Source organism: Rhizobium sp. P1_B8, from assembly GCF_056406515.1.
The window spans coordinates 21,210-45,689 of the sequence record NZ_JBFTZZ010000043.1; the positions used below are offsets into that span (position 1 = coordinate 21,210).

The following is a 24,480-nucleotide window of genomic DNA, read 5'->3' on the forward strand; positions in this document are numbered from 1 at the left end:
GGGATACCCATGCAAGGCCTGTTCAAGCGCGCCTCCGTCTCGCTATTCGCTCTCATGCTCGTTCTGCCGGCTGCGGCCGATGCGCAGACGGCAAAGACCGTACCCGAGAGCCAGATGCAGATGCAGCTCTCCTTCGCCCCGCTCGTCAAACAGACGTCAGGCGCCGTCGTCAACGTCTATGCGGAAAAGACCGTCAAGCGGCAGTCGCCCTTTGCCGGCGACCCTTTCTTCGAGCAGTTTTTCGGCCAGCAGATGCCGAACCGTTCGGAGAAGCAGTCATCGCTCGGTTCCGGCGTCATCGTTGAGGCGAACGGCACTGTCGTGACCAACAATCATGTCGTCGAAGGCGCCGACGACATCAAGATCGCACTGTCGGATGGCCGCGAATTCCCCTGCAAGGTGGTGCTGCGTGATGACCGTGTCGATCTCGCCGTGCTGAAGATCGACACCAAGGAAAGCTTTCCGACATTGCCGATCGGCAATTCCGATACGGTCGAGGTCGGCGATCTCGTGCTGGCGATCGGCAACCCCTTCGGCGTCGGCCAGACGGTGACGAGCGGTATCGTCTCAGCACTTGCCCGCAACCAGGTGGTCAGGAACGAATTCGGCTTCTTCATCCAGACCGATGCCTCTATCAATCCCGGCAATTCCGGCGGCGCCTTGATGAACATGAAGGGCGAACTGATCGGCATCAACACGGCGATCTTCTCGCGCGGCGGCGGCTCGAACGGCATCGGCTTTGCCATCCCTGCCAATCTGGTCAAGGTCTTCCTCTCCTCTGCCGATGCCGGCGTCAAATCCTTCGAACGGCCCTATGTCGGCGCGAGCTTCGATGCCGTAACCTCGGAAGTCGCTGAGGCGCTGGGGCTTAACAAGGCCCGCGGCGCGCTCGTCGTCAAGGTCTCGGAAGGCGGGCCGGCCGCCAAGGCCGGGCTGAAGGCCGGAGAAATCGTCACTGCCGTCGACGGGATTTCTGTCGAACATCCGGATGCGCTGCTCTACCGGCTGACGACGGCGGGCCTCGGCAAGTCGGTCAACCTCACCGTCGTCGAGAACGGCCGCGAGGAGCAGCTGCCGCTGACGCTCGCCCGTGCCCCGGAAACCTCGCCGCGCGACCAGCGCACGATCGGCGGGCATACGCCGTTTACCGGCGCCGTCGTCGAGAACCTGTCGCCCCGGGTCGCCGACGAGCTGCGCATGCCGCCGGAATCGGCAGGCGTCGTCGTATCCGAGGTGAAGGACGATTCGCCTGCTGCCCGTCTCGGTTTCGAACCGAAGGATATCATCGTCTCGATCAACGGCACGGATGTGAAGTCGACCAGCGAACTATCCCAGATCGCCGATAGCGACCCCGGCCTCTGGCGGGTCGAGATAGAGCGCGACGGCCAGCGCATCCGGCAATTTTTCCGATGAGCAACGATCTCTTCGCGCCGCGTGTTCCGGAGGAGGTCGCTGCCAGGCGGCCGCTTGCCGACCGGCTGCGGCCGAAGACGCTTGCCGATGTCACCGGTCAGGAACACCTGACCGGTGAGGATGGCGTGCTGAAAAGGATGATCGAAAGCGGCTCGCTCGGCTCGATGATCTTCTGGGGTCCGCCCGGCACCGGCAAGACGACGGCGGCACGGTTGCTTTCGGGCGAGGCGGGCCTGGCCTTCGAGCAGATATCGGCGATCTTCTCCGGCGTCGCCGATCTGAAAAAGGTGTTCGAGACAGCCCGTTTGCGGCGTATGGACGGCCGTCAGACGCTGCTCTTCGTCGATGAGATCCATCGTTTCAACCGCGCCCAGCAGGACAGTTTCTTGCCCGTCATGGAGGATGGCACCGTCATCCTCGTCGGCGCCACCACCGAGAACCCATCCTTTGAGCTCAACGCCGCTCTGCTGTCGCGTGCCCGTGTACTCACCTTCAAGTCGCATGACGAGGGGAGCCTCGAGGAACTGCTGAAGCGTGCCGAGGCGATCGAGCAGAAGCCGCTGCCGCTGACGGAGGATGCTCGCGTCAGCCTGATCCGCATGGCCGACGGCGATGGCCGCGCGGTGCTGACGCTCGCCGAAGAAGTCTGGCGCGCGGCGCGCGAAGGCGAGAGCTTCGACACAGAAGGCCTGACGCGCATCGTCCAGCGCCGTGCCCCGGTCTACGACAAGGCGCAGGATGGTCACTACAATCTGATCTCGGCGCTGCATAAATCCGTACGCGGCTCGGATCCCGATGCCGCGCTCTACTATCTCGCCCGTATGTTCGATGCAGGCGAGGATCCGCTCTATCTCGGCCGGCGGCTGGTGCGCATGGCGGTTGAGGATATCGGTCTTGCCGATCCGCAGGCGCTGGTGATCTGTAATGCCGCCAAGGATGCCTATGAGTATCTCGGCTCGCCGGAAGGTGAACTGGCGCTGGCCCAGGCCTGCGTTTATCTCGCCACCGCGCCGAAATCGAATGCGGTCTACACTGCCTTCAAGGCGGCAAGCCAGGCCGCGAAGCAGAATGGCTCGCTGCTGCCGCCGAAGCATATCCTCAATGCGCCGACCAAGCTGATGAAGGGCGAGGGTTACGGCGAAGGTTATCGCTACGACCACGACGAGCCGGACGCCTTTTCCGGCCAGGACTATTTCCCGGAGAAGATGGGTCGCCAGATCTTCTACGATCCGCCGGAGCGCGGTTTCGAACGCGATATCCGCAAGCGGCTGGAATGGTGGGCAAAGCTTCGCAAGGAGCGCAATCCGCGCTGAGGCGCGGTGCCTGTTCGGTTGGTGAAGGAGCTCAGCCGCCAAGAACGATCGCTATTGCAACCAGAAGCAATCCGAGACAAGTCATCGTCATCCCTGCATAAAAGGGCCTGCCTCCTGAAAACGTCGCCCACGCATAGCCCGTCACAAATAGCAGCATAACAAGGAACAGGTTGCTGGCTCTCAGGGCAAGCTGCGCATTGTCGATGAGAAGGAAAGGGATAACTGCCGGAATGGAGGTGGCAGAAACCAAAAAGAAGATCGCAATTGCGGCAAACAGATCGCCTTTCGATAGGGACACATTCACAGGATCGGCCCGAGATGCGAGCGTCAGGAGTGACCGATAGAGTGCCTCCGCATCGGCGGCCTTTCCAGAAAATGGTGCTTCTTCAATCGGGAATTCGTTCGCGAGCACCTTGAGCGCCGCAGATTCACTTTTGGCGGCTTTGATTTGCCGAAAAAGGCGCAGCCGTCTGCTCCTGTAGAATGTCGTGCCCAGGATGAACAATACGGCGTCAATGATCCCCCAAGCGACATTGCATCCGATTGTTGCAACTAAAAGCTCCTGAACATTTAACCCCTCTTTTTCAAGAACAAGTCTCGAACCAATCGTCCACGTGAGCGCCATAATCAATCCGAAAAGTACTTCGCCGAGCGCATCGCCAGGATCGATGATATTGGTGATACGACCCATTGGGCTCGAAGTCATGGCCTACTCCCCACGTTGTGAAGATCTTCGTCTGCTACCCCACTTACCCTCGGCGCATCAAATGGCGAGCCGAGCTGCATCTGGCGGCGCTGCGGCGCGGGCAAGCCTCGCGACAGGAGAACTGTGATCGACGTGGCAGTCTGATTCAATGATCCTGATCAAGGATCGGGGAGGATGTACGCGTTTTCCGAGCGCTTGATGGCTGCACGAACGCCCTAATCGGGGGCGCCGGCTGGTTGGCAGGAGAGACGAGCCGAGAAGATGCGTGGTGCTGCCAAGCTCAGGAAACGCGCGGTGTCTTCTGATTTGGTGGTGCGGCGATTACCTTGACGGACGATTCCGCAAGCCCGTGATGACCTTCCATGTCGACGACGACATGCCAGTGACCGCTTTCCGGAACGGCGATCTTGATCGGCGATTTGCGCGCCACGCCGCCGATATATTTGAAATCGAGAACCTCGGTGAACCGCTGGAAATTCGGCGCCGTCATCAGGCGGACATTGTTCACCGCATTCAACGACACCTCGATGATCGTTCCGGCGCGTTGTTCCTTGAGATCATAATGGGTGAAGCGGAAATTCGGTTTCGGCATCGGTCTCGCGGCGTCTGAAGTCTCTGCGCCAGGATTTTACCAGCATGCCGGTTAAGGAAAAGTTGGATATTGGCCTCCAACCCATGTCTTCGGTCTCCCGCCGGCTGAAAACGGCGGGAGACCGATAAGATTTAGTGGATATTCACGGTGCTACGCGCAAAGGGCGCGAATTCGAGCACCATGCCTGCGGCCGCCCTATGGATATCAGCCGAGGGGCAGTTGCATTCCCCTGCAGCGAAATGGAGGGCGGCCGCCTCATTGATGAAGAGCCCGCCAACGAGGCCATCGCGATCGTGGACGATCCAGCGGCCGCTTCTGTCGCGGCCGACGGTGAAGCGGGCAGAAGGCGAGTGCGCTGCGGAAGGCAGGCTGCGGCGTTGCTGTGCGTTTGCCATTGTAATGATTCTTCGGTCCTGATGGTTCAGCGGGAGATGAGGTTGAAGGTCATCTGCACCAGCCCGGCAAAGGCCATCGCTGCCCCAAGGCGGGGCGCAATGGCGGCAAGGCCGGAGAGCATCGGATGGGAGGGATCGGCGGCGAATGTCCTGAGGTGGCTGCGCAGCAGCGGGTCGCTCTCGGCACTCGGTTCAGTCAGGCGTGACATCGGTTTGTCCTTTCGAAGTCTCACTCAACCGCCGCTTGATAGTGCGGCGGTGTCACGCCTTGGAAGATAGGCGTCTGCGGATAGGGTTTCCATTTGGCGCCAGAGAGGAAAATATAAAAATCTCATAGGGATAGCGCCATCCTCGTGCTGCTTTCGTCAAGGAAAGGCGCAAGCGCCTCGCCGATGGCCAAACACACCTCCGGCTCGGCCGCGACAAGCGGAAGGCGAAGCTCGGCCTTCAGCCCGCGCATCAGCCGCAGCGCATACTTGATCCTCGCCGGATCGCCCTCCGGCCCGAGCGCTGATATCAGCGGTAGCATCCGATCCTGCAGCGAATGCGCGGCCGAAAGGTTCCCGGCCCGGGCCGCCTGCTGCATCGTGGTGAAGAGCCGCGGCACCACATTGGCGCCCGACGAGATCGTACCGTCGCCGCCGGCGATGGTGAAGGCGAGCGCGGAAGGATCGTGCCCGGAAAAGAAGCGGAAGCGCTGCCGCAGGCTAGCCGAAAGGCCGACGAAGCGAGCGATGTCGCCCGTGGCGTCGCGGATGCCAAAGATTCCCGGGATGACGGCCAGTCTGTCGAGCGTTTCCGTCGAAAGATCGCTCGCCGTCTGCGCCGGCGCATGGTCGATGATGACGGGCAGTCCGCTTGCCGCCGCCAGCTGCTCGAAGTGGTGGACGATGCCCTGCTGCCCAGGCTTGGAATAATAGGGCACTGTGACGAGCGCTGCTGCGGCGCCGAGCACTTCCGCCTCGCGGGTGAGCGCGATCGTGCTGTCGGTGGAATTGGTGCCGGTGGCGGCGACGACCGGCACGCGGCCGGCCGCAGAGCGGATGACGAGATCGATTACCTCGGCGCGCTCCTGCTGCGAAAGCGTCGGGCCTTCCCCCGTTGTCGAGCAGACGGTGAGCCCGTCGACGCCGCTGAGGATCTGCCATTCCGCAAGCGCCCGGAGCGCCGGCCCGTCGAGACAGCCATGACGAAACGGCGTGATGAGAGTGGTGATCGCGCCGCCAAGGCGCGGCATTCTCGCCGTTTCCATGGGCCGGCCTCAGAGCCAGCCGAAAATGACGACGTAGAGCTCGACGCAGGCGAGCACCACGCCGAAGACGATCAGCGCTCGGGCAGTGCGCTTCTCGCGCATCCGCCGGCTGCCGCGCGTGATCCTGTAGGGGTGAAGGGGTTTAGAATCGGAGGACATGACATATCGCATGGCATTTGACCTTTGCAGTGATGGCGAAAGCCTACTGCTGCGCGCGATAGGAAATCCATTCGGGGCACGGGGCGAAAATATAGGAATGGCATAAAGGTGATGGCAGAAATTTCGAAGCGCGGTGTCGGAAAAGCATGATCGCCGCCGTCCTTGCGGTATCGACGCAAACACGGAGCAAGGACATGTCGAAGATGACGCTGATTTCGATGATCGCAACGGTCGCCGCATTCCTGGCCGCGCCCGATATATCAGGTGCTGACGGTGGCACGCCGGCGAGCGAGGACAAAAAGGCCGTAGCGCCGATCGTCAGGAAGGGAAGTTTGCCGGTCAACGGCATCGATTATTATTACGAGATCCGTGGAGAGGGCGAACCGCTGTTGCTCCTTCACGGCGGCCTGGGGCAGATCGAGATGTTCGCGCCGGTCATGCCTGTTTTCACCGACCACCGGCAGGTGATTGCCGTCGATCTGCAGGGCCATGGCCGCACGCCCCTCGGCAAGCGGCCGATCGAGCTTCCGGCCATCGGCGCCGATCTCGCGATCCTGGTGAAGCAACTCGGCTACGACAAGCTCGATGTCTTCGGTTATTCCTTCGGCGGCGGGGTGGCGCTGAACATGGCGGCGACCGCGCCCGACCGGGTGCGCCGGCTGGTGATACTCTCGGCGCCCTATGCGCAGAACGGCTTCTTCCCGGAGATGCTGCCGCAACAGGCGGCCGTCGGCGCTGGTATGGCCGACATGATGAAGGACACGCCGATGTTCCTCTCCTACAAGGCGGTGGCGCCCGACGTTTCCGAATTTCCGAAGCTGCTCGACGCCATGGGCGCACTGATGCGCGAACCCATCGACTATAGCGATGCCGTCACCAAGCTCACCATGCCGGTCATGCTGATCTATGGCGATGCCGACATGATCCGGCCCGAGCATATGATCGACTTCTACCACAAGCTCGGCGGCGGTCTGCGCGATGCAGGCTGGATGCGGGAAAATATGTCGAGGAACCGGCTGGCGATCCTGCCTGATCTTACCCACTACGAGACCTTCGCCTCGCCCCTTATGGCGAATATGGCAATGACCTTCCTCGATGGCGGCGGCAAGGCGCCGAACTGGGCCGAGCAGGTCGGAAAGTAAGTGAAGACGGCCGGGCTTTCCGGTCGCCTTTCCCTCTGCGATCAGCTGCCGCGCTGGTTTTCCCTATCCAATTGCGTCACCAGCGCCAGGATCGTTTCCGAGACTGGCGTCGGCACGGCACTCAGGCGTCCGAGCGTCACTACCATGCCGACCAGCGGCGTGATTTCGAGCGCCTTGCCGCCGATCAGGTCCTGCAGCATCGATGTGCGCACGGCGCCGATGTGGCGCGATTGTTCGAGCCGCTGCTCGACGGTCATGCTGAAACGCGCGCCCAAGGCCTCGCCGACGGCGCGGACCTCGTTCATCACCTTGCCGACCGTGGTCGAAAGTGCTGGATCTGCCATGATGTCGGTCATCAGCGCCCTGGTCAGCGCGCTGATCGGGTTGAAGGCGGTATTGCCCATCAGCTTGCTCCAGATCTCGTCGCGGATAACAGGCGTCGTCGTGATGTTGAGGCCGGCGTCGGTCAGCACCGCGGCGATCGCCTCGAGATCGGGCGAGATCTCGCCCGAGGGCTCACCGAGCACGAAGCGGCCGTTGTTGGCAAGCTGGATCTCACCGGGGTTGATCACCTCTGCGCCTTGATAAGCGACACCGCCGATGACCCGTTCCGGCCCGATCAGCCGCCAAAGCCTGCCGCCGGGATCGAGCTCGTCGAATTGCAGCTCGGCATGCCTGCGCAGGGTATCGCGGTGAAAATACCACCACGGAATGCCGTTAAGGATCATGACGACGCGGGTACCTTCCTTGAGGAGGCTCGCAATGCCTTCGGCAGCGGGTGCCAGCTGATGCCCCTTGAGGCCGGTGATGACCAGATCCTGCGGCGGCAATGTCTTGGGATCGTCGGTCGCCGTGAGGCGGACATTGAGCGGCCTTTCTGCATCGGCTTCGCGCAGGCTGAGACCGTTGTCGCGGATGGCGTCGAGATGGGCTCCACGTGCGACGACGGAGATGGTGGCGTCGTTTCCGGCTTGGCTTGCAAGCTTGACGGCGATAGCGCCGCCGAGTGCGCCAGCGCCATAGATGCAGATGGACTTGATGGACATGCTCGCCTCTTCATGGTGGTGGTCGAACCTAGATCTAGGTCATTCCAGACGTGAGGCGAATGCTAATTTGCCGCATCATGCGTTTTCCTGCTCACAGCGGCGCTGCCGCCGCATTCCCGAGATCTGGGATGCGGCGGGCAGTGCCCCTCAGGCCAAGGCCGTTGCATCGCTTGGAAAATCCGTGGACAGCGCGAGCTGGCGCCAGGCGGCAAGTTCCTTTTCGACGCTGGCATGCTGCTGCTCGATGACGGCCACCGTGTCGCTGCCGAACGGCATCCGCAGCGGCGGATTGGCCGAGTTGACCATCGTCATGATGCCGGTGGCGAGCCTGGCGGGATTGCCGGGCTGGGCATGGTTGGCGTCGGCGGCGAAATTGCGCATGTTGCCGGCCGGCGTGCCTTCGTAGTCGGCGATGGAGGCCGGGCTCACCGCCAGCGACGTGTCGGCGAGGAAATCGGTGCGGAAGAAGCCGGGCTCGACGATCGTCACCTTGATGCCGAAAGGTTCGAGTTCGGCGGCCATCGACTCGGACAAACCTTCGACGGCGAACTTCGTCGAGCCGTAGACGCCCCAGCCGGGATAGCCGAAGTAACCGCCGATCGAGGAAAAGTTCAGGATGTGGCCGGAGCGCTGGCGGCGCATATAGGGCAGCACGGCGCGCATCACCTTCAGGAGCCCGAAGACGTTCGTGGCATAGAGCCTTTCGATCTCTTCGGCAGTGGCTTCCTCGACAGCGCCGAGCAGGCCGTAGCCGGCATTGTTGGCGAGAACATCGATGCGGCCGAAGCGGGCGATGCCGGCAGCCGCGGCCTCTTTCGCCTGTGCCTCGTTGGTGACGTCGAGGGCGACAGCAAGCAGGTTCGGATGATCACCGAACTGCTCGGTCACCGTCTTCGGGTTGCGGGCGGTGGCGATGACGGCATCGCCTGATGCGAGGGCTTCCTTGGTCATCAGCGCGCCGAAGCCGCGGGATGCACCAGTGATGAACCAGACTTTCATGACGAATTCCTCTCGATAACTGTTCGGTTGGCGTCGCATCTCTGTGCTGACGGTTTGAATTTGACCGAAAATCCGTTGCTGTATAAGATTTGTTATTCTTGAAACTATGATGAGTGTATTTCAGTAATGAGAGCCACCGAACTGTCCGAACTTGCGGCCTTCGCGGCTGTCGCGCGGCATAAGAGCTTCCGCAAGGCGGGTGAGGAGCGGGGCGTCACCGCTTCCGCAATCAGTCATGCCGTGCTCAATCTCGAAGACCGGATCGGCGTTCGCCTGCTCAACCGCACGACGCGCAGCGTCTCGCTGACCGAGGCCGGCGAACTCCTGGTCTCGCATCTCGATCCGGCCTTCGGCGAGATGGCAGCAGCGCTCGATGCCCTGAACCGCTACCGCGATACGCCGTTCGGCAAGGTGAGGATTAATGTGCCGAACTCGATCGGCCCCTTCGTCATCGGCCGCATCATCGGCCCGTTGCTCAAAAGCAATCCCCATTTGCAGCTGGAGATCAACGCGACCGACAGGCTGGTCGATATCGTCGAGGAGGGCTTCGATGCCGGCATCCGCTTCGGCGAGCGCGTCACGGAAGGCATGATCGCGCTGCGCATCAAGCCGCGCATCCGCTTGGTCGTCGTCGGTTCGCCCGCCTATTTCGAGACCCGGCCGAAGCCGACAATACCCCACGAACTCAAGCGCCATCTCTGCATTCAGAACATGTTTCCGTCAGGTGCGCGCTATGCCTGGGAATTCGAGAAGGATGGCCAGACCGTCAGCTTTCAGCCAACCGGACCGCTGTCGCTCGATGACCACGAACTGATGATGCAGGCGGCACTTGGCGGTGTCGGCCTTGCCTATATCTGGGAGCCGCGCGTGGAGAAGGCGATCGCCAGCGGAGAGCTGATCCAGGTGCTGGACGACTGGTGCCAACCGGAGGAACCGCTCTATCTCTACTATCCGAGCCGCCGCCACATGTCGGCGGGCTTCAGAGCAGTCATCGACGCGATGAGAGCCGAGTAAAAAGGTCGGGATTCGCATCGCTCACCCTTTTGACTTCGCCGCGTGAACTGGCCAAAGATACTGCCATGGCCGTCATGGCCCGCATCATCGGGAGAGGTTGATGAACCGTCGGATTTTGCCAACTGCCAATCGAAGAGGACTAAAGCGGATCAGCGGTCTGTTTCCTGCGTTGGCTGCGCTGATGCTGCTCGCCTCGGCGGCGACCGGGCGGGACATCGGACCGCAAAGCCAAATCTCGCGCGAGCAGGTCGAAAAATTCATCGGCCTCTGGAAAGATCACTTTGCCGGCGCCGATAGCCTGCAGCAGCGGCGGACAGCCTTCAGGACGCTGATGGAGACGACGCCGGGGCCGACGCGCATCCAGGTTCGGCAAGTCGATGCCGACGGCGTCGATGCCGAGTTGATGTGGCCCGCTCGTCTTCATCATCCGATCGGCCAAAGGGTGATCCTCTATGTTCATGGCGGCGGCTTTTCCAGCGGCTCGATCCGCACGCACAGCCTGCTCGCGGGATCTCTCGCCAAGGCCGCGTCCAGCGACGTTCTTCTCGTCGAATATCGGCTGATGCCCGAATATGCTTATCCCGCGCAGATCAACGATGCGCTGACGGCCTATCGTTGGCTTCTCGACAACGGCTATCGCAACGAGAACATCATCGTCGCCGGAGACGGCGCCGGCGGCAATATCGCGATCGAGACGGTACTGCGGCAGATGCAGGCGGCGAAACCGCTGCCGGCTGCCGTGATTGCGCTCAGCCCCATCACCGATCTTGCCGCGACGGGCGGCTCGATGACATCAAATGCCGGAAACGACCCACTGCTCGGCAAGGCTGAGATCGAGACGCTGCGCAAGACCTATCTCCGCAGCCGGTCTCCGACCGATCCCCAGGCATCACCGCTCTATGCCGACATGGCCGGTTTTCCACCGCTGCTGCTGCAGGTCGGCTCCGGCGAAGTCCTGCTGGATGATACGCTACGCCTCGCCGACAAGGCGCGCCAGGCGGGAGTGGATGTCACCACCGAGGTCTGGCCGGGCATGCCGCATCAGTGGCAGCTGTTTCCCTCTTTGCTCGACGATGCCGATCGGTCGAGCCAGAATATCGCCGAGTTCGCGATCCAGCATTTTGCGGACAAACCGCAGGAGTAGAGGCCGCAGGAGTGACGGCCTGAGGAGTTGGAGCCGCAAGAGCAGACGCCGAACGTCCTCCGTCATCGCATCATTGCGATGTGCCGCGGGACGGTGAGGGCGCCAGAGGCCGCTCGACTTCCCGGCCGACGCTGAGCGTCTTTCGCACATTCGGCTCCAACCGCTCGATATAGGCGTGGTCGGGTGCTGCGCCCAGCGCATCCAGCATTTTCGAGAAGAAACACCGGGCCGCTGCCGCAGCGGTGACGTCGAAGACATCGGCATCGCTCAGCCCGTGTTTCTTCAGCCCGTCTATATCCTGCTGTGTCACCGACGTCGCATCGCGTGCCACCTTGGCGGCAAAGGCCATGATCGCGCGTTCGCCGGCATCGATCGGCGCCTTCTCCGTCTCGTTGACAACAGCTGTCAGCCCGTCGCTGGTGAAACCCTCGCGCAGCAGCACCGAACCGTGTGCCAGCATGCAATACGAGGATTTCAGCTCTTTTGCCGCCGCCAGCGTCACCAGTTCATAGCGCCGCAGGCTCATATGGCCGCGAATGCTCGAAAGCAGCGCTGCCCAACTCTCCATCACCTCCGGCCGGTGGCCGAAGGCCCGGTACATGTTCGGCAGATAACCGTAGTTCGCCTCGGCCGACGCATACATCGACGTCGTCTTCTCGCTGGCGGATGCATTGGGGGTGTGAATGAAAGCCATGGCATGATCCTCCTCTATTGTGAGAAGGATAGGGTAGATATGCAGGACAGCAATCCTGAAACATCAGGCAGCGTCACTGGTCGCGGAAGCGTTACCACTTCTCTTGATGGGAAGGGTTACGGTAAATGTCGATCCGCATCCTCTTTCGCTTCGAACCTCTATCGAGCCGCTATGCAGTTCAACGATCTGCTTCACCAGGTTGAGGCCGATACCCGTTCCGGCAATCCCGGTCGACGTCCGGGCACGAAAATAGCGCTGGAACAGCCGTGGCACGTCTTCTGGATCGATCCCCACCCCGTCATCGCTGATGGAAACTTTAACGTTTCCTCTCTCCGCCCATGCCGTGACGCGAATTTCCGATGTTCCAGGCGCGTATTTGACGGCATTGGAAAGCAGGTTGGTAAAGACCTGTGCCAAAGTGCGGGGATCGGCATCGATGAACTCCGGCAGCCCATCGATATCCAACACAAAACTGTGCGACTTTGCGATCGTCGACTGCCGCTCGCAACAAGTTTTTATCAATGATCTCAATGCGCAGGCGTCGTAATTGATATCGATCTTGCCGGTATCAAGGCGTCCCGCTGACAGGATGCTCTCCATGAGATCGACAATCCGGTTCACCGATGCGCGGATTTGATCGACCTTGTCGCTGAGAAATTCGGGCTCGACCGCCCCCCTTTTTCGCAGCAGCCGCTGGGCAGCAGCGTCGATGATTGCAAGCGGGGTCCTGAATTCATGGGATGCCATCGCCACGAATTGCCGCTGCAATTCGTTGATGTTCCGCTCCTGCGCCAGCATGCGCTCGAGTTCCCGCGCCTGTCGCTCGACTTCCGCCGTGCGGCTCTTAACCGTCGCTTCGAGCTGATCATGATGTCGGCGCAGCTCTTCGGCAAGTCGAACGGTCTTGGTGACGTCCTCATGGGTGGCCACGTATCCACCGTTTTGCATCGGATTGTGGGTGATCTTGATAACGCGCCCATCGGCCAGGACGATGTTCTGGCTGGCCGGCGCACCGCGGGCTGTCGCTTCGAAGACCACGTCAAAATAGGTCGTGGTATCGGCCGGGCCATTTCCCTCCCGGCTGCGATAGGCCAGGATATCCACAAGCGGCGTTCCCGGTTGCGTCAGAAGGTCCGGCAGATTGTACATCCGCGCGTAGGAGGCGTTGCACAATATCAGGTTCTTGGTCGAATCGAACATGCATAGCCCATGCGGCATGTTGCTGAGGGCTGCGTCGAACCGGCGATGTTGTTCGGTCAGGCTGTCTTCGACCCGAATGAGAGTCGAGATGTCTTCGTAACTGAGGATCCAGCCTCCATCCCTCGATGGGGCGCAGGTCAATGAGACCATTCCTCCGTCCGAAAGGGCAAACTGAGACGTGGGCGGTCCACCGACCATCGATCGCCGGGACGCCACCGCACGGCAGTCTGCATTGCCCGGCAATCCGTCGATATTCATGCCTTTGCGAATGGCTCCTTGCGGAAGGCCGAGAATATCAAGCGTGCGTGAATTGAAAGCCGTCACCGTACCGGCAGGATCAAGCAGAACAATGCCCTGAGGCAGGCTCTCCAGAATGGATTCAAACGAGTGTGACATCATCCGGCCCTGCTTCAGATCTGGCGCGTTTGCACGTATCCGTAGCATTCGTCAGAAACGATAAAGTTTCGCTAATGTCTACCGGCGGGAACTCCTCGACGGAAACCTGGAGCACACGCCTGATCCGGAATTCTTCTGTCGTTTGCGATAGGCGAACCAGCGTTCAAGCGGAAGCTGCTTTGGTTCTGCCGGCAGGCTGCGGAGAACCGTATGTCGACTTCAGGTGGAACGCCAGGCTGAGCAGCAGATAATCGTCCTTATTGTCGATGTCCTTGCCCATCAATAGCTGCGCCCGCTGCAGCCTTTGATAGAGGGTGTTGATGTGTATGCCGAGGGAGGCCGCTGCCTTGGACGCTGATTTTCCGCTCTCGATGTAGATTTCCAAGGTCCTTAGAAGGGCGCCGCCGTTTGCTTCATTCTCGAAGGGAGCGAGTATCTGATCTGCGAATTCGAGGATATCAGCAGCGGATTGTTTGCGCAGCAGTCTGTCGATGCCGGTCTCGCTGTGCATGAGGATGCCCGGCCGATGCCGCATGCCCATGAGATGCGCGGCCTCGACAGCCTGGGCGGCGGCTTCGGGATAACGATGGGGCGCGCTTTGAATCAGGCTCGCCCCGCAACACCATCCCTCCGCAGCCGCCTGGTCTCCGATGGATTCCAGGTTCGTCCTCAGGGTTTCCTCGGTGGCGGCGCAGAACAGCAGGAAGACGCCTTCGTCCGTATAGAACGACAGCTGGTTGCGGATCGTCGCCGCCTTCAATGCCTGCTGCAGCGTTCTCTGCAGGAACAGGCTCTGGTTCTGGGCGCTCTCCTGCTCGTGCCTGACAAAGATGATCTGGCAGTACTTCCTGATCTGGAAGCCGAACCGGACGGCTCCGCCAGACGTGACGAGATCATCCCTTCCCAAAGCCTCGAAGTGCTTCCGTCTCTTGCTGTTGAGGATTTCGTCCTGCGACGCGCTGCGAACAATTTCGAGCGCTACGAAAGCGGACACCACGCCCAAGATCGCAGCGGCATAGCTTGCATTGTCGCCGCGCTCGAAACGAAAGGCTCCCACGACGTCGTCGGCGACACGGACGGGATGCACGAGGACGGCCTCTGTGGTCTTCGGCTCCTTCCATTCCTTGGACCCGAACGTCGTTCCAAAAATATCGGCGTAGTGGAAATCGATGCCGTAATGCGTCGCTATTTCCTCGAGATGTTCGCTGAGTGGCCGATGGTGCGTGAAGATGGAGAGGATGTCGTCATGGGCCGAGAGCGAGCGCGCCAGCTCCGCATTGCGCTTTTCGATCTCCAGCCGCATCCGATTGATGCTTTCATTCGATCGGACGGCCAGCTCGTAGGCCTGCGACTTCTTGTAGGCGATGGCAAGCTGCGTCGCCACGGCTGCAAGCAGGCTTACGCTGAATTCACCATAGGCGGACCCCTCTCGAAACGACATGACTGTCAGCGTTCCCAGCGTCGTCGTGTCCGTCCTGATGGGAACGCAGATAAGGCTGTGAGAGAGGCGCTGTTCGGACAGGAAGCGAACGTTCGGCTCACGCAGGTTCGCATGAGCATCCCTGATATCTTCCGGGGAGTTCAGCAGGACGGGCGTTCCGGTTGAGAACACGCTGCCGGAGATCGATTCTTGAGGCGTGGTGCGGTAATTGTAATAATCGTCGTCGAAGCCGACCTGCGACACCGGAATGAGGAGACCCGACGCCTCCTCGTAAAGTCTCAGTACGCCAGCATCGCTCGCGGCTATCACACTCAGCGTCTGCTCGATCGCGTTCATGTTGATCTCGTTCGGATCGAGAGAATCGAGGACATTGCGATTGATGGCATTCATGGCCTGGACCGCGCGGTTCTGAAAGCGGATGACCGCGCTAAGCACTATTTGCTGTAGGCGGGCGAAGACGGTTTCATAGTGGGCGCCGGGAATCCGCACCTCGCAGACGGCTCCTGCAAAATAGGAAATATCGGCGGTCAATATGGCATCGTCCTCGTCGCGGCGGTGGCTGAAGGTGATCGTAGGTTCCGACGCGTCGGTGTCCGGAATCGTCGGTCGCCCCGAAGCTCGCCGCCAGCTTACGTGCGGTCGGCTCGACAAAAGCAAAAGCGAACTCTCGATTTCGTCTATGATCGTCATGTGGCACCCATGTGTCTTTTCACACAAATAAACTGAGTGTGATGTGTGTTTCAATATCCAAAAACGGCTGCTCACATATTAAGCATGTTTTATAAACGCTCAAAAGGGGAGCATTCCATGCTTAGTCAAATCAAGCGCAGGCACATCATCGTCGCGATGCTGTTCATCTGCTGGGTCGTCGGGTTCCTCGACAAGACCGCGATCAACATCGCCATCATTCCGATCGTCGACGAGTTCCACCTGACCTCCGAACAGTCCGGGATGATCATTAGCGCATTCTTTCTCGCATATTCTCTGACGCAGCTCATCGGGGGCTACCTTGTTGATCGGCTGGGAACCCGCTCGGTCCTGACCTCGGCAGTCGGCATCTGGTCGATCAGCACGATCGCGTGCGGTGCGGTCGGCTCCGCGATGGGGCTGGCCGTGTCGCGCGTTCTGGTCGGAATGGGGGAGGCTGTTTTCCCGGCGGGCAGTTCGGTCGCCATAACCGAGAACTTCAAAAAGGAGAGCATGGCCAGGCCGAAATCGGTCATTCAGTCGGGAGCCTCTGTCGGCTTTGCCGTCGGTTCGCTCGTCACCACCGCGCTGATCGCCTACTTCAACTGGCGTGTCATGTTCATCACCCTCGGCCTAGTCGGACTGGCCCTTGCGATCCTGCTCTATCTGATCATGAAGCCGATGGTTGGCGCTGCTTCGATATCCGTCGGGCCGAAGGAAGAAAAGTCGGAAAAAGCCCGGATCACGGCTCTGCTCAAGAACTCGCTGACCTGGAAGATCGCCCTCTGCTACTTCTTCACGAACATTGTGTTCTGGGGTCTCCAGTCCTGGCTTCCGTCCTATTGGGTGAAGGTCAAGGGCATGAGCATGATGTCGATGGGCGCCTACTCGGCAATCCCGCCGACGCTCGGCTTCCTGTCCTTCCTGTTCTGCGGCTGGCTGCTTGACCGCTATTTCCACAAGAAGGAAAAGTACCTCATCTGTATCGGCGCGCTGGTGTCGGCGGTGTTCATCTATCTGATGGCCAACGCTACATCCATCCCGCTGGCCTTCTTCTATCTGACGGTTTCAAACGTGTTTCTGAACGCGATCTCGATCAGCGTGTTCGTGACGATCATGAAGCACTACCCCAGCCACTCCGTGGGGACCGCGACGGGCCTGATCAATTCGCTCGCCCAGATCGGATCGTTCGTCTCGCCCACAGCGATCGGCGCCATCCTGCAAGCCACGGATCAGAACTATCAGACAGCCTTCCTGGCGATGATCGGCTGCGCCATCGTGACCCTCGCCGTGGCTGCAACGCTTCCGGCCGGAAGCAAGGAAGAGCTGGTCGCAGATCAAGCAATTCCAGGACTGGTGAAATGACATATATCGACATCATCGAGCGCGCTGTCACCGACAAGGCGGAGGGGCTGCAATCGGCAGCGAATGAAATCTGGTCCTTTGCCGAAATCCGATATGAAGAGTACAAGTCGGCCGCACTTCTGGCCGACATTCTCGAAGCGGAGGGATTCTCAGTCGAGCGCCAGGCCGGGGGAATCGAGACGGCTTTCGTTGCGAGCTACGGTAGGGGACAGCCCGTTGTGGCGATCCTGGGCGAGTTCGATGCGCTGCCCAATCTCAGCCAGGAGGGCGACGTCGCGGGATACAAACCCGTCGTCCCCGGCGGCAACGGCCATGGATGCGGACATAATCTGCTGGGTGTCGGTTCGCTGGCCGCCGCCATCGCTCTCAAGGCCTGCAAGGACGAACTCGGGCTTGCCGGTACGATCCGCTTCTACGGCTGCCCTGCCGAAGAAGGCGGTGGCGGAAAGGCCTTCATGGCCCGAGAGGGATTGTTCGATGGTGTCGACGTCGCATTCACATGGCACCCGTGGGATGAGAACCTCGCCTACCATGCAAGAATGCTGGCGACGAACCAGGTCTATTTCACTTTCCGTGGTGTGAGCGCACATGCGGGCTTCGAGCCCCATCTCGGGCGAAGCGCGCTCGATGCAGTCGAGCTGATGAATGTCGGGGCAAATTTCCTGCGCGAGCACATCGTCCAGGACGGCAGAATTCACTATGCAATAACGGATACCGGCGGAAAGGCGCCCAATGTCGTCCAGTCGCAGGCCGAAGTACTCTACAAGGTCCGCGCGCCGCTGATGGATCAGGTGCGGGACATCACCGAGCGGGTCAAGGACGTGGCTCGTGGAGCGGCACTGATGACGGGAACGGAGGTCGAAATCACCTTCGATGCAGCTTCTGCCGACCTCATACCGAACGCCACGCTGGCAGGTGTGATTCACCAGGAGCTCGACAAGATCGGCGGAGCGTCCTTCTCGAACAGCGAGAAGGAGTTCGCGGCGGAGATCCAGAGGACTTTTCCGAGGGATGTTCAAGCGCGCATCGAGAAGCGCGGGACGATCCTCTCCGGACATGTCAACGAGTTTCAGGAAAAGCCGACATTTCTCCATGGCTCGACCGATGTCGGCGACGTCAGCTGGATCGTTCCCACCGGACAGGTCTATATGGCGACATCAGCCTACGGAACGCCTCCGCATAGCTGGCAGATGGTTGCGCAGGGCAAGACTTCCTACGCGCATAAAGGAATGCTTCAGGCCGGCAAGGTCATGGCCGCCGCCGCCGCCAGATGTCTCCAGGACAGCGAGTTGATCTGCCAGGCGAAGCAGGAACACCTGAGGGAGCTCGGAGGCGCTTCCTACAAGCCTCTCATCCCGCTCGAGACGAAGCCGATGAAGGTCCGCTAGGCAAATGCGGACGGTTATGTGAGCCATGGAATAGCTGCGAGCAATAGCGAGCGGCGAGGGGACTTCAGCCGAGTTTGGCCAGTTGCTCGTCCAGAAGGTCAAGGCTGTCCTCTCCCACTTCGTTGACATCACTCGGCATGGGTTCACCTGTCTCCTGATAAACAAGCCAGGCGACATACATGGCTGCTGTCGTCAGCGCGTTCCAGCCGTCTTCGCTGGGCTTTCCCACTGCCTCGGAGAGCCGGCGGAGCGTCCCGTGCTCATCGTCGCTGTAGATGAGGTCGGAGAAGTACCGGCCTGTCAGGCGTCCGCCATCACCCCAGGTACGGATTGCCGCCAAGGCGGCCTTGGTTTCGCGCGCGTCGGGTTCGGTGCGCTCGATCTGTGCGACCAAAAGCGCGGCGATCGCTGCCAAGCGCCGCGCCTGTTCGCGTGGCGGCAGAACCGTCAGCTCGGCGCGCAATTTCATGTCTCCATGGTCTCCACTGGGCTTGTCACAACGTCTATCAACACAGAATAGAGGCCCTTCCTGCTTTTGCCAGAAGGTCCGCCGATTACGCCGCATTGATCGCTTCGACGGAAATACCGGGCGAGCCTGAATCCTCTACATTTTTGCTGCCAACGCATCGGTCGGTCGTGCGCCACGCACGATTCTGCAGGTCGAAAAATATCGACATATGCCTCTCAGTCATGGTCATTTTTTAGACCGTTCCAATTTTCGGGATGAGATTCCGGCAGTCGGGGAGGCGGAAATTTGCCGCAGATGCTTCTAATGGATAGCGGTTCGTATAAATTTCGCTTGACAGAATTGGAACGTTCCAAATATTTAGGTAATCATTCGACGTTGGCGTCGGGAGGAAGACGTGACAAAGGCGCGGGTAACCGTCATCGACATTGCGAAAGCCGCAGGCGTCTCGAAATCGACGGTTTCGCTGGTGCTTCAGGGTTCCTCCCTGGTCAATGAGGGGACGCGTTCCAAGGTCAATGCCGTGATGCGCGAGCTGGGCTACGTCTACAATCGCGGCGCAGCCAATCTTCGGCAGGCCAGTGCCAAATCGAGGATCATCGGGGTCGTCGTGAACGACCTGACGAACAGCTTCTTCGCGGAACTGGCAGTCGGCGTCGACATGGTTGTTCAGTCGGCCGGATTCGTGCAGTTCCTGTCGAACACCAGCGAGAGCATCGACAGGCAGCGCGAGGTTGTCGCATCGATGCGGGAGCATGGTATTTCGGGGCTCATCGTGTCGCCGGCGCGCGCCACAGATGCCGCAGACTTCAAGCCACTCGTCGCGGCAGGGATTCCGGTGGTGGTGGTCGTTCGAAGCCTGCCTGGCGCCAAAGTCTCGTCCGTCGTCTCCGACAACCGGGCTGGCATGGTGTCTGCGGTCAAGCACTTGGCGGAGCTTGGTCACAAGCGCATCGCTTTTCTCGGCGGCTTTCCCGACACCGCTGTCTTCGACGACCGCCTTGCCGGTTACCGAAGCGGCATAGAGGCAGCCGGGCTCGACTATCACCAAGAACTTGTCATCTCGTCGGCGCCTTCGCGAGCTGGCGGGGTGGAGGCGATCGGAAAAGCGATCGTTCTTGCCGACAAACCCACGGCAGCCGTCTGCTTCAACGATGCCGTAGCCTTCGGTGTTTGCGACGGATTGCGTGCGCGCCGTCTGGAGCCCGGCTCCGACTTCGCGGTCGTGGGTTTCGATGACGTCATCGAGGCTCAGGCGGCGGTTCCCGCACTCACAACGGTTTCGGTCGATCCGCAGGGCATTGGGCGCCGCGGCGCGCAACTGCTTCTCAAGCAGATCAATGCGGGCAAGGCGGAGGCGGAGACTGTGACAACAGCGGTTCGGCTGGTTGTTCGCGAGAGCTGCGGAGCCCGCAAGATCGTAAAAATCGAAACAGGACTCTGAGTAACGCCAATGAACAAGCATCTCACCCCGACCGAAGCGGCCGCGCTGATCCCGGATGGCGCTGTTGTAACGGTGTCTTCCTCGAGCGGTCTCGGTTGCCCGGATCTCATGCTGAAGGCGATTGGTGAACGTTTCGATGCGACCGGCCATCCCCGTGATATCACGACCCTTCATCCGATCGCTGCCGGTGATATGAGTGGCATCAAGGGCGTCGACTATATCGCCAAGAAGGGGCTGCTCAAGCGCATCATCGGTGGTTCCTATCCGTCCGGCCCGTCGTCATCAGAGCCGCCGCTGATCTGGCAAATGATCACCAACAACGAAATCCCGGCCTACAACATCCCCTCAGGTATCCTCTTCGACATCCATCGCGAAGCCGCCGCGAAGCGGCCGGGCGTCCTGACCAAGATCGGCATCGATACATTCGTCGATCCCGAGCGGCAGGGTTGCGCGATGAACGGCCTGGCTTCGGAGCATGCGGTGGTCAAGCGCGTCAGCTTCGAGGGCGACGACTGGCTGTTCTTTCCCTCGATCGTCCCTGAGGTCGCCATCATCCGCGCCACCACCGCCGACGAGCGCGGCAACCTGACATACGAACATGAAGGCGCCTACCTCGGCGGCCTCGATCAGGCGCTGGCCGCACGCAACAACGGCGGCATCGTTATCGCCCAGGTCAAGCGGATCACCAAGGAAGGCTCGCTGAAACCCCATGACGTTCGGGTGCCCGGGATGCTGGTCGACTATGTGGTCGTCGATCCGGAACAGAAGCAGACGACGCAGACGCAATACGATCCGGCAATTTCCGGGGAGATCTTCCGCCCGCTCGATAGCTTCAGCGTTCCGGAGTTCAATGTTCAGAAAGTCATCGCGCGTCGCGTCGCGCAAGAACTTCAGGCGGGGAGCTGCGTCAATCTCGGCTTCGGCATCTCGGCCAACGTGCCGCGCATCCTGCTGGAGGAAGGGCTCCACGGCGCCGTCACCTGGGTCATCGAGCAAGGTGCGGTCGGTGGGGTGCCGTTGCTCGACTTCGCCTTTGGCTGCGCCTCCAATGCCGACGCCTACATGCCGTCTCCCTATCAGTTCACCTATTTCCAGGGCGCAGGCTTCGATGCCTCGCTGCTGTCCTTCCTCGAGATCGGCAAAGACGGTTCGGTCAACGTCTCGAAGCTCTCGTTCCGGCCGCATGTGACGGCTGGTGCCGGAGGCTTCGTCGACATCACGGCGCGGGCAAAGAAGATCGTCTTCTCCGGCATGTTCAATGCCGGAGCGAAGCTTTCGATCGCCGATGGATCTCTTCTCATTGAGAAGGAAGGCAAGTTGAAGAAGCTCGTGAACGAGGTCGAACACGTCACTTTCAGCGGTAGGCGTGCGATCGAGCAGGGGCAGGATATAACCTATGTCACCGAGCGGTGCGTGATGAAGCTGACGCCTGATGGTATCGTCCTCACCGAGATTGCCCCCGGTGTCGATCTCCAGTCCCATATCCTCGATCAGTCGGAATTTCCGCTGATCGTCGCGCCCGACCTGAAAGTGATGGATGCCGAGCTCTTTAGGGAAGCGAACATCGGCCTGTCGCTTCCGGTCAAAGGGGCACGGACGCTGGAGGGCAGCTTCCATGGCTAGCGGAACAGTCAGAATTGATGTCGATGGACATGTTGCGACACTGACGATTTCTCGTCCGGAGAAGCTGAACGCGCTCGACCTCGACATGCTCAAGGCATTGGTGGACGCTGCCGACAAGGTGGAGGCGAACGCGAATGTGCGCGCTGCCATTCTCACGGGCGAAGGAAAGGGCTTTTCCGCCGGAGGCGATATCAAGGCCTGGGGCGGAATGTTGCCTCAGGAGTTCGGTCATCTCTGGGTTCGGCACGGTCACCGTATCTTCGAAAGACTGGCGACCCTCCGGGTGCCGCTCATTGCGGCTCTCAACGGCCACGCCCTCGGAGGAGGGCTTGAACTTGCAGGGGTTGCCGACATTCGCCTTGCAGAGGAGCAGATCAAGATTGGTCTGCCGGAAACCGGCCTTGGGATGGTCCCGGGCTGGTCCGGGACTCAGCGTCTTGTGCGCCGGTTCGGGGCGCAGGCCGTCCGACGCATGGCGCTCGGCGGCGAGATATTCACCGCCGAAGAAGCACGCCTGCTCGGTATTGTGGACGCGGTCGTTCCCACCGGAAACGCGGTGACCGCTGCCCGGGAATATGCGCAGCGGATCGCCGCAAGGGGGCCGGCTGCGACGGAGATCGCGAAGTTGATGATCGCATCGGCGAACGGCGAAGACAATGGAACCGCGGTCGAAGCCCTTGGCTCGATCCTCGCTGCGAAGACCGGCGATCTGAAGGAGGGCGTCGCATCATTCAGCGAGAAGCGCCCGGCAACGTTCAAGGGAGAATGGTAATGACGGTGCTCGTCAACCCCACCGCGCTCAGCGACCACAAAGCGCGTGATTTCAAGATGCTCATCGATGGCAAATGGGAGGCTGGTGCCTCCGATCCGATCGAGCGTGTCGCGCCGAGCCATGGCGTCGTGGTCAGCCGGTTTCCGACCGGCAGTAAGAAGGACGCCGAACGTGCGATCGCTGCGGCACGCAAGGCGTTCGACCTCGGGCCGTGGCCCCGGATGACCGCTTCCGAACGTTCCGCCATCCTGCTCAAGGCTGCCGACCTGATCGCGGCGCGTGCAGAGGAGTTGGCATTTCTCGATGCTATCGAGGCAGGAAAACCGATCACGCAGGTGCGGGGAGAAATTGCAGGCTCCGTTGACATATGGCGCTACGCGGCGGCTCTTGCGCGCGACCTTCATGGTGAAAGCTACAACACGCTCGGCGACGGCACGCTCGGCGTCGTCTTGCGCGAAGCGATCGGCGTGGTGTCGATCATCACGCCCTGGAACTTTCCGTTCCTGATCGTCGGCCAGAAGCTGCCGTTCGCTCTGGCCGCAGGTTGCACGACCGTCGTCAAGCCCTCGGAGCTGACCTCAGGATCGACGCTCGTGCTGGGAGAGATCCTGCAGCAGGCCGGCATTCCGGATGGTGTCGTCAACATTGTCACCGGCACGGGACCCGAGGTCGGCGCGGTCATGACCTCCCATCCCGACGTCGACATGGTGTCGTTCACCGGCTCGACCGGTGTCGGAAAGCTGACGATGTCGAATGCTGCACAGACGCTGAAGAAGGTCTCGCTGGAACTGGGTGGGAAGAACCCGCAGATCGTGTTCCCGGATGCCGATCTCGATGCGTTCATCGATGCCGCGGTCTTCGGCGCATACTTCAATGCCGGCGAGTGCTGCAATGCCGGCTCGCGGCTGATCCTTCACAAATCAATCGCTTCCGATGTCGTCAAGCGGATTGCCGAATTGTCGAAGGCAGTGAAGGTCGGCGACCCTCTTGATCCTTCGACGCAGGTGGGCGCGATCATCACGCCGCAGCACCTGGAGAAGATATCGGGATACGTCGCCGGGGCGAGGAGCGGCGGTGCCCGCGTCGCCCATGGCGGCGAGACGCTCGATCTCGGCATGGGGCAGTTCATGTCGCCGACGATCCTCGAAGAGGTCACCCCTGATATGGCCGTGGCGCGCGAGGAAGTCTTTGGTCCGGTGCTTTCGGTCCTGACATTCGAGACATCAGCCGAGGCGATCAGGATTGCGAATTCCATCGACTACGGCCTGTCGGCCGGTGTCTGGAGCCGCGATTTCGACACGTGCCTGACGATCGGCCGATCGGTGCGGGCGGGGACGGTCTGGATGAACACCTTCATGGACGGCGCCTCGGAACTTCCCTTCGGCGGTTACAAGCAAAGCGGCCTTGGTCGCGAGCTCGGCCGCCATGCGGTCGAAGATTACACCGAGACCAAGACACTCAACATGCATATCGGCAAACGCACCAGCTGGTGGATGCCGCAGACGGAAAAGCTGGCTTAGCCGGTGGCCGAACTACGCTCGAGGAGGGCGGGTGATTGGTGCGGGAATGGGTCCCGCATCTTCCAAACTTGAACTGGGAGGTTCTTCGATGAACAGGTTTTTGACCACGACCGCAATGATCGCATTGGCTCTGGCTAGCGCCAGCGTGTCCGTACGCGCAGCCGACGTGAAGGAAGTGCAGATGCTGCATTGGTGGACGTCAGGTGGCGAGGCGGCGGCTTTGAACGTATTGAAGCAGGATCTTTCGAAGGAAGGTTTTGCCTGGAAGGACGTGCCGGTTGCCGGCGGTGGCGGCGATGCGGCGATGAC

Annotated in this window: 23 protein-coding genes and 1 pseudogene; 12 read left to right on the top strand and 12 right to left on the bottom strand. The window is 60.7% G+C overall.

Going from position 1 to position 24,480, the window contains the following annotated elements; genetic code table 11:
* The first annotated feature begins 9 nt into the window (after positions 1–9).
* Together AC1D2N_RS33245 and AC1D2N_RS33250 are read left to right on the top strand one after the other, a co-directional pair.
* The gene (locus AC1D2N_RS33245; protein ID WP_018447016.1) at positions 10–1,413 is read left to right on the top strand and encodes a DegQ family serine endoprotease; all 1,404 of its coding nucleotides are present in this window, start codon (positions 10–12) and stop codon (positions 1,411–1,413) included.
* Positions 1,410–2,726, top strand: a complete 1,317-nt coding sequence (locus AC1D2N_RS33250) for a replication-associated recombination protein A (RefSeq protein ID WP_130652211.1) — start codon at positions 1,410–1,412, stop codon at positions 2,724–2,726. The genes AC1D2N_RS33245 and AC1D2N_RS33250 overlap by 4 nt, the downstream gene beginning before the upstream one ends.
* A gap of 31 nt (positions 2,727–2,757) precedes the next feature.
* Here AC1D2N_RS33250 and AC1D2N_RS33255 read toward each other — a convergent pair whose 3' ends face one another.
* The 6 genes from AC1D2N_RS33255 to AC1D2N_RS33280 all read right to left on the bottom strand — a co-directional run bounded on the left by AC1D2N_RS33255 (position 2,758) and on the right by AC1D2N_RS33280 (position 5,830).
* Entirely contained in the window at positions 2,758–3,432 is a 675-nt protein-coding gene (locus AC1D2N_RS33255; protein WP_130652212.1) for a VIT1/CCC1 transporter family protein, read from the bottom strand.
* A 280-nt stretch (positions 3,433–3,712) separates the two neighbouring features.
* Positions 3,713–4,024 carry a DUF1883 domain-containing protein gene (locus AC1D2N_RS33260; RefSeq protein WP_018447014.1) on the bottom strand — a complete coding sequence of 104 codons (312 nt, stop codon included), beginning with the start codon at positions 4,022–4,024 and terminating at the stop codon, positions 3,713–3,715.
* A gap of 131 nt (positions 4,025–4,155) precedes the next feature.
* Positions 4,156–4,419 (bottom strand): hypothetical protein, encoded by a 264-nt coding sequence (locus AC1D2N_RS33265; RefSeq protein WP_130652213.1) that lies wholly within the window; start codon positions 4,417–4,419, stop codon positions 4,156–4,158.
* 26 nt (positions 4,420–4,445) lie between these two features.
* A complete protein-coding gene (locus AC1D2N_RS33270) occupies positions 4,446–4,628 on the bottom strand; it encodes a hypothetical protein (protein ID WP_165403086.1) in 183 nt (60 codons plus the stop codon).
* Positions 4,629–4,750: 122 nt separating this feature from the next.
* Complete coding sequence (gene dapA / locus AC1D2N_RS33275; RefSeq protein WP_130652215.1) at positions 4,751–5,671, bottom strand: 4-hydroxy-tetrahydrodipicolinate synthase; 921 nt, start codon at positions 5,669–5,671, stop codon at positions 4,751–4,753.
* A 9-nt stretch (positions 5,672–5,680) separates the two neighbouring features.
* Positions 5,681–5,830, bottom strand: coding sequence for a hypothetical protein (locus AC1D2N_RS33280; protein WP_165403070.1), 150 nt, complete (start codon positions 5,828–5,830; stop codon positions 5,681–5,683).
* A 146-nt stretch (positions 5,831–5,976) separates the two neighbouring features.
* Between AC1D2N_RS33280 and AC1D2N_RS33285 the strand changes: the two genes are divergently transcribed.
* Entirely contained in the window at positions 5,977–6,972 is a 996-nt protein-coding gene (locus AC1D2N_RS33285) for an alpha/beta fold hydrolase (RefSeq protein ID WP_018241662.1), read from the top strand.
* A 41-nt stretch (positions 6,973–7,013) separates the two neighbouring features.
* On the opposite strand, the gene AC1D2N_RS33290 is transcribed toward AC1D2N_RS33285, so the two are convergent.
* A complete protein-coding gene (locus AC1D2N_RS33290; protein WP_130652216.1) occupies positions 7,014–8,018 on the bottom strand; it encodes a ketopantoate reductase family protein in 1,005 nt (334 codons plus the stop codon).
* 147 nt (positions 8,019–8,165) lie between these two features.
* Entirely contained in the window at positions 8,166–9,017 is an 852-nt protein-coding gene (locus AC1D2N_RS33295; protein ID WP_130652217.1) for an oxidoreductase, read from the bottom strand.
* 126 nt (positions 9,018–9,143) lie between these two features.
* On the opposite strand from AC1D2N_RS33295, the gene AC1D2N_RS33300 reads away from it, so the two are divergent.
* Positions 9,144–10,031 (top strand): LysR family transcriptional regulator, encoded by an 888-nt coding sequence (locus tag AC1D2N_RS33300; RefSeq protein WP_028733690.1) that lies wholly within the window; start codon positions 9,144–9,146, stop codon positions 10,029–10,031.
* A gap of 169 nt (positions 10,032–10,200) precedes the next feature.
* The gene (locus tag AC1D2N_RS33305) at positions 10,201–11,175 is read left to right on the top strand and encodes an alpha/beta hydrolase (protein WP_197728284.1); all 975 of its coding nucleotides are present in this window, start codon (positions 10,201–10,203) and stop codon (positions 11,173–11,175) included.
* A gap of 70 nt (positions 11,176–11,245) precedes the next feature.
* Here the strand turns inward: AC1D2N_RS33305 and AC1D2N_RS33310 are convergent, their stop codons facing one another.
* From AC1D2N_RS33310 to AC1D2N_RS33320, 3 genes are all read right to left on the bottom strand, one after another.
* Positions 11,246–11,869: a carboxymuconolactone decarboxylase family protein gene (locus AC1D2N_RS33310; protein ID WP_018241667.1), complete on the bottom strand. Its 624-nt coding sequence runs from the start codon at positions 11,867–11,869 to the stop codon at positions 11,246–11,248.
* 63 nt (positions 11,870–11,932) lie between these two features.
* On the bottom strand, positions 11,933–13,468 hold the full coding sequence (locus AC1D2N_RS33315; RefSeq protein WP_130652219.1) for a sensor histidine kinase: 1,536 nt from the start codon (positions 13,466–13,468) through the stop codon (positions 11,933–11,935).
* A 160-nt stretch (positions 13,469–13,628) separates the two neighbouring features.
* Positions 13,629–15,596, bottom strand: coding sequence for a helix-turn-helix domain-containing protein (locus AC1D2N_RS33320; RefSeq protein ID WP_130652220.1), 1,968 nt, complete (start codon positions 15,594–15,596; stop codon positions 13,629–13,631).
* Positions 15,597–15,713: 117 nt separating this feature from the next.
* On the opposite strand from AC1D2N_RS33320, the gene AC1D2N_RS33325 reads away from it, so the two are divergent.
* Positions 15,714–16,958, top strand: coding sequence for an MFS transporter (locus AC1D2N_RS33325; protein ID WP_130652221.1), 1,245 nt, complete (start codon positions 15,714–15,716; stop codon positions 16,956–16,958).
* Positions 16,955–18,346 carry an amidohydrolase gene (locus tag AC1D2N_RS33330; protein WP_028733695.1) on the top strand — a complete coding sequence of 464 codons (1,392 nt, stop codon included), beginning with the start codon at positions 16,955–16,957 and terminating at the stop codon, positions 18,344–18,346. The genes AC1D2N_RS33325 and AC1D2N_RS33330 overlap by 4 nt, the downstream gene beginning before the upstream one ends.
* Positions 18,347–18,410: 64 nt before the next feature.
* Here the strand turns inward: AC1D2N_RS33330 and AC1D2N_RS33335 are convergent, their stop codons facing one another.
* A complete protein-coding gene (locus AC1D2N_RS33335; protein WP_130652222.1) occupies positions 18,411–18,815 on the bottom strand; it encodes an Imm6 family immunity protein in 405 nt (134 codons plus the stop codon).
* A 394-nt stretch (positions 18,816–19,209) separates the two neighbouring features.
* Between AC1D2N_RS33335 and AC1D2N_RS33340 the strand changes: the two genes are divergently transcribed.
* From AC1D2N_RS33340 to AC1D2N_RS33360, 5 genes and pseudogenes are all read left to right on the top strand, one after another.
* Positions 19,210–20,256 (top strand): LacI family DNA-binding transcriptional regulator, encoded by a 1,047-nt coding sequence (locus tag AC1D2N_RS33340; protein WP_130652223.1) that lies wholly within the window; start codon positions 19,210–19,212, stop codon positions 20,254–20,256.
* A 9-nt stretch (positions 20,257–20,265) separates the two neighbouring features.
* Positions 20,266–21,879: an acyl CoA:acetate/3-ketoacid CoA transferase gene (locus AC1D2N_RS33345; protein WP_018241675.1), complete on the top strand. Its 1,614-nt coding sequence runs from the start codon at positions 20,266–20,268 to the stop codon at positions 21,877–21,879.
* Positions 21,872–22,651 (top strand): enoyl-CoA hydratase/isomerase family protein, encoded by a 780-nt coding sequence (locus AC1D2N_RS33350; RefSeq protein ID WP_130652224.1) that lies wholly within the window; start codon positions 21,872–21,874, stop codon positions 22,649–22,651. Before AC1D2N_RS33345 ends, AC1D2N_RS33350 begins: the two co-directional genes overlap by 8 nt.
* Positions 22,651–24,171, top strand: a complete 1,521-nt coding sequence (locus tag AC1D2N_RS33355) for an aldehyde dehydrogenase family protein (RefSeq protein WP_028733699.1) — start codon at positions 22,651–22,653, stop codon at positions 24,169–24,171. Before AC1D2N_RS33350 ends, AC1D2N_RS33355 begins: the two co-directional genes overlap by 1 nt.
* Before the next feature lie 88 nt (positions 24,172–24,259).
* Positions 24,260–24,480, top strand: a pseudogene (locus AC1D2N_RS33360) (sugar ABC transporter substrate-binding protein); the annotation flags it as partial.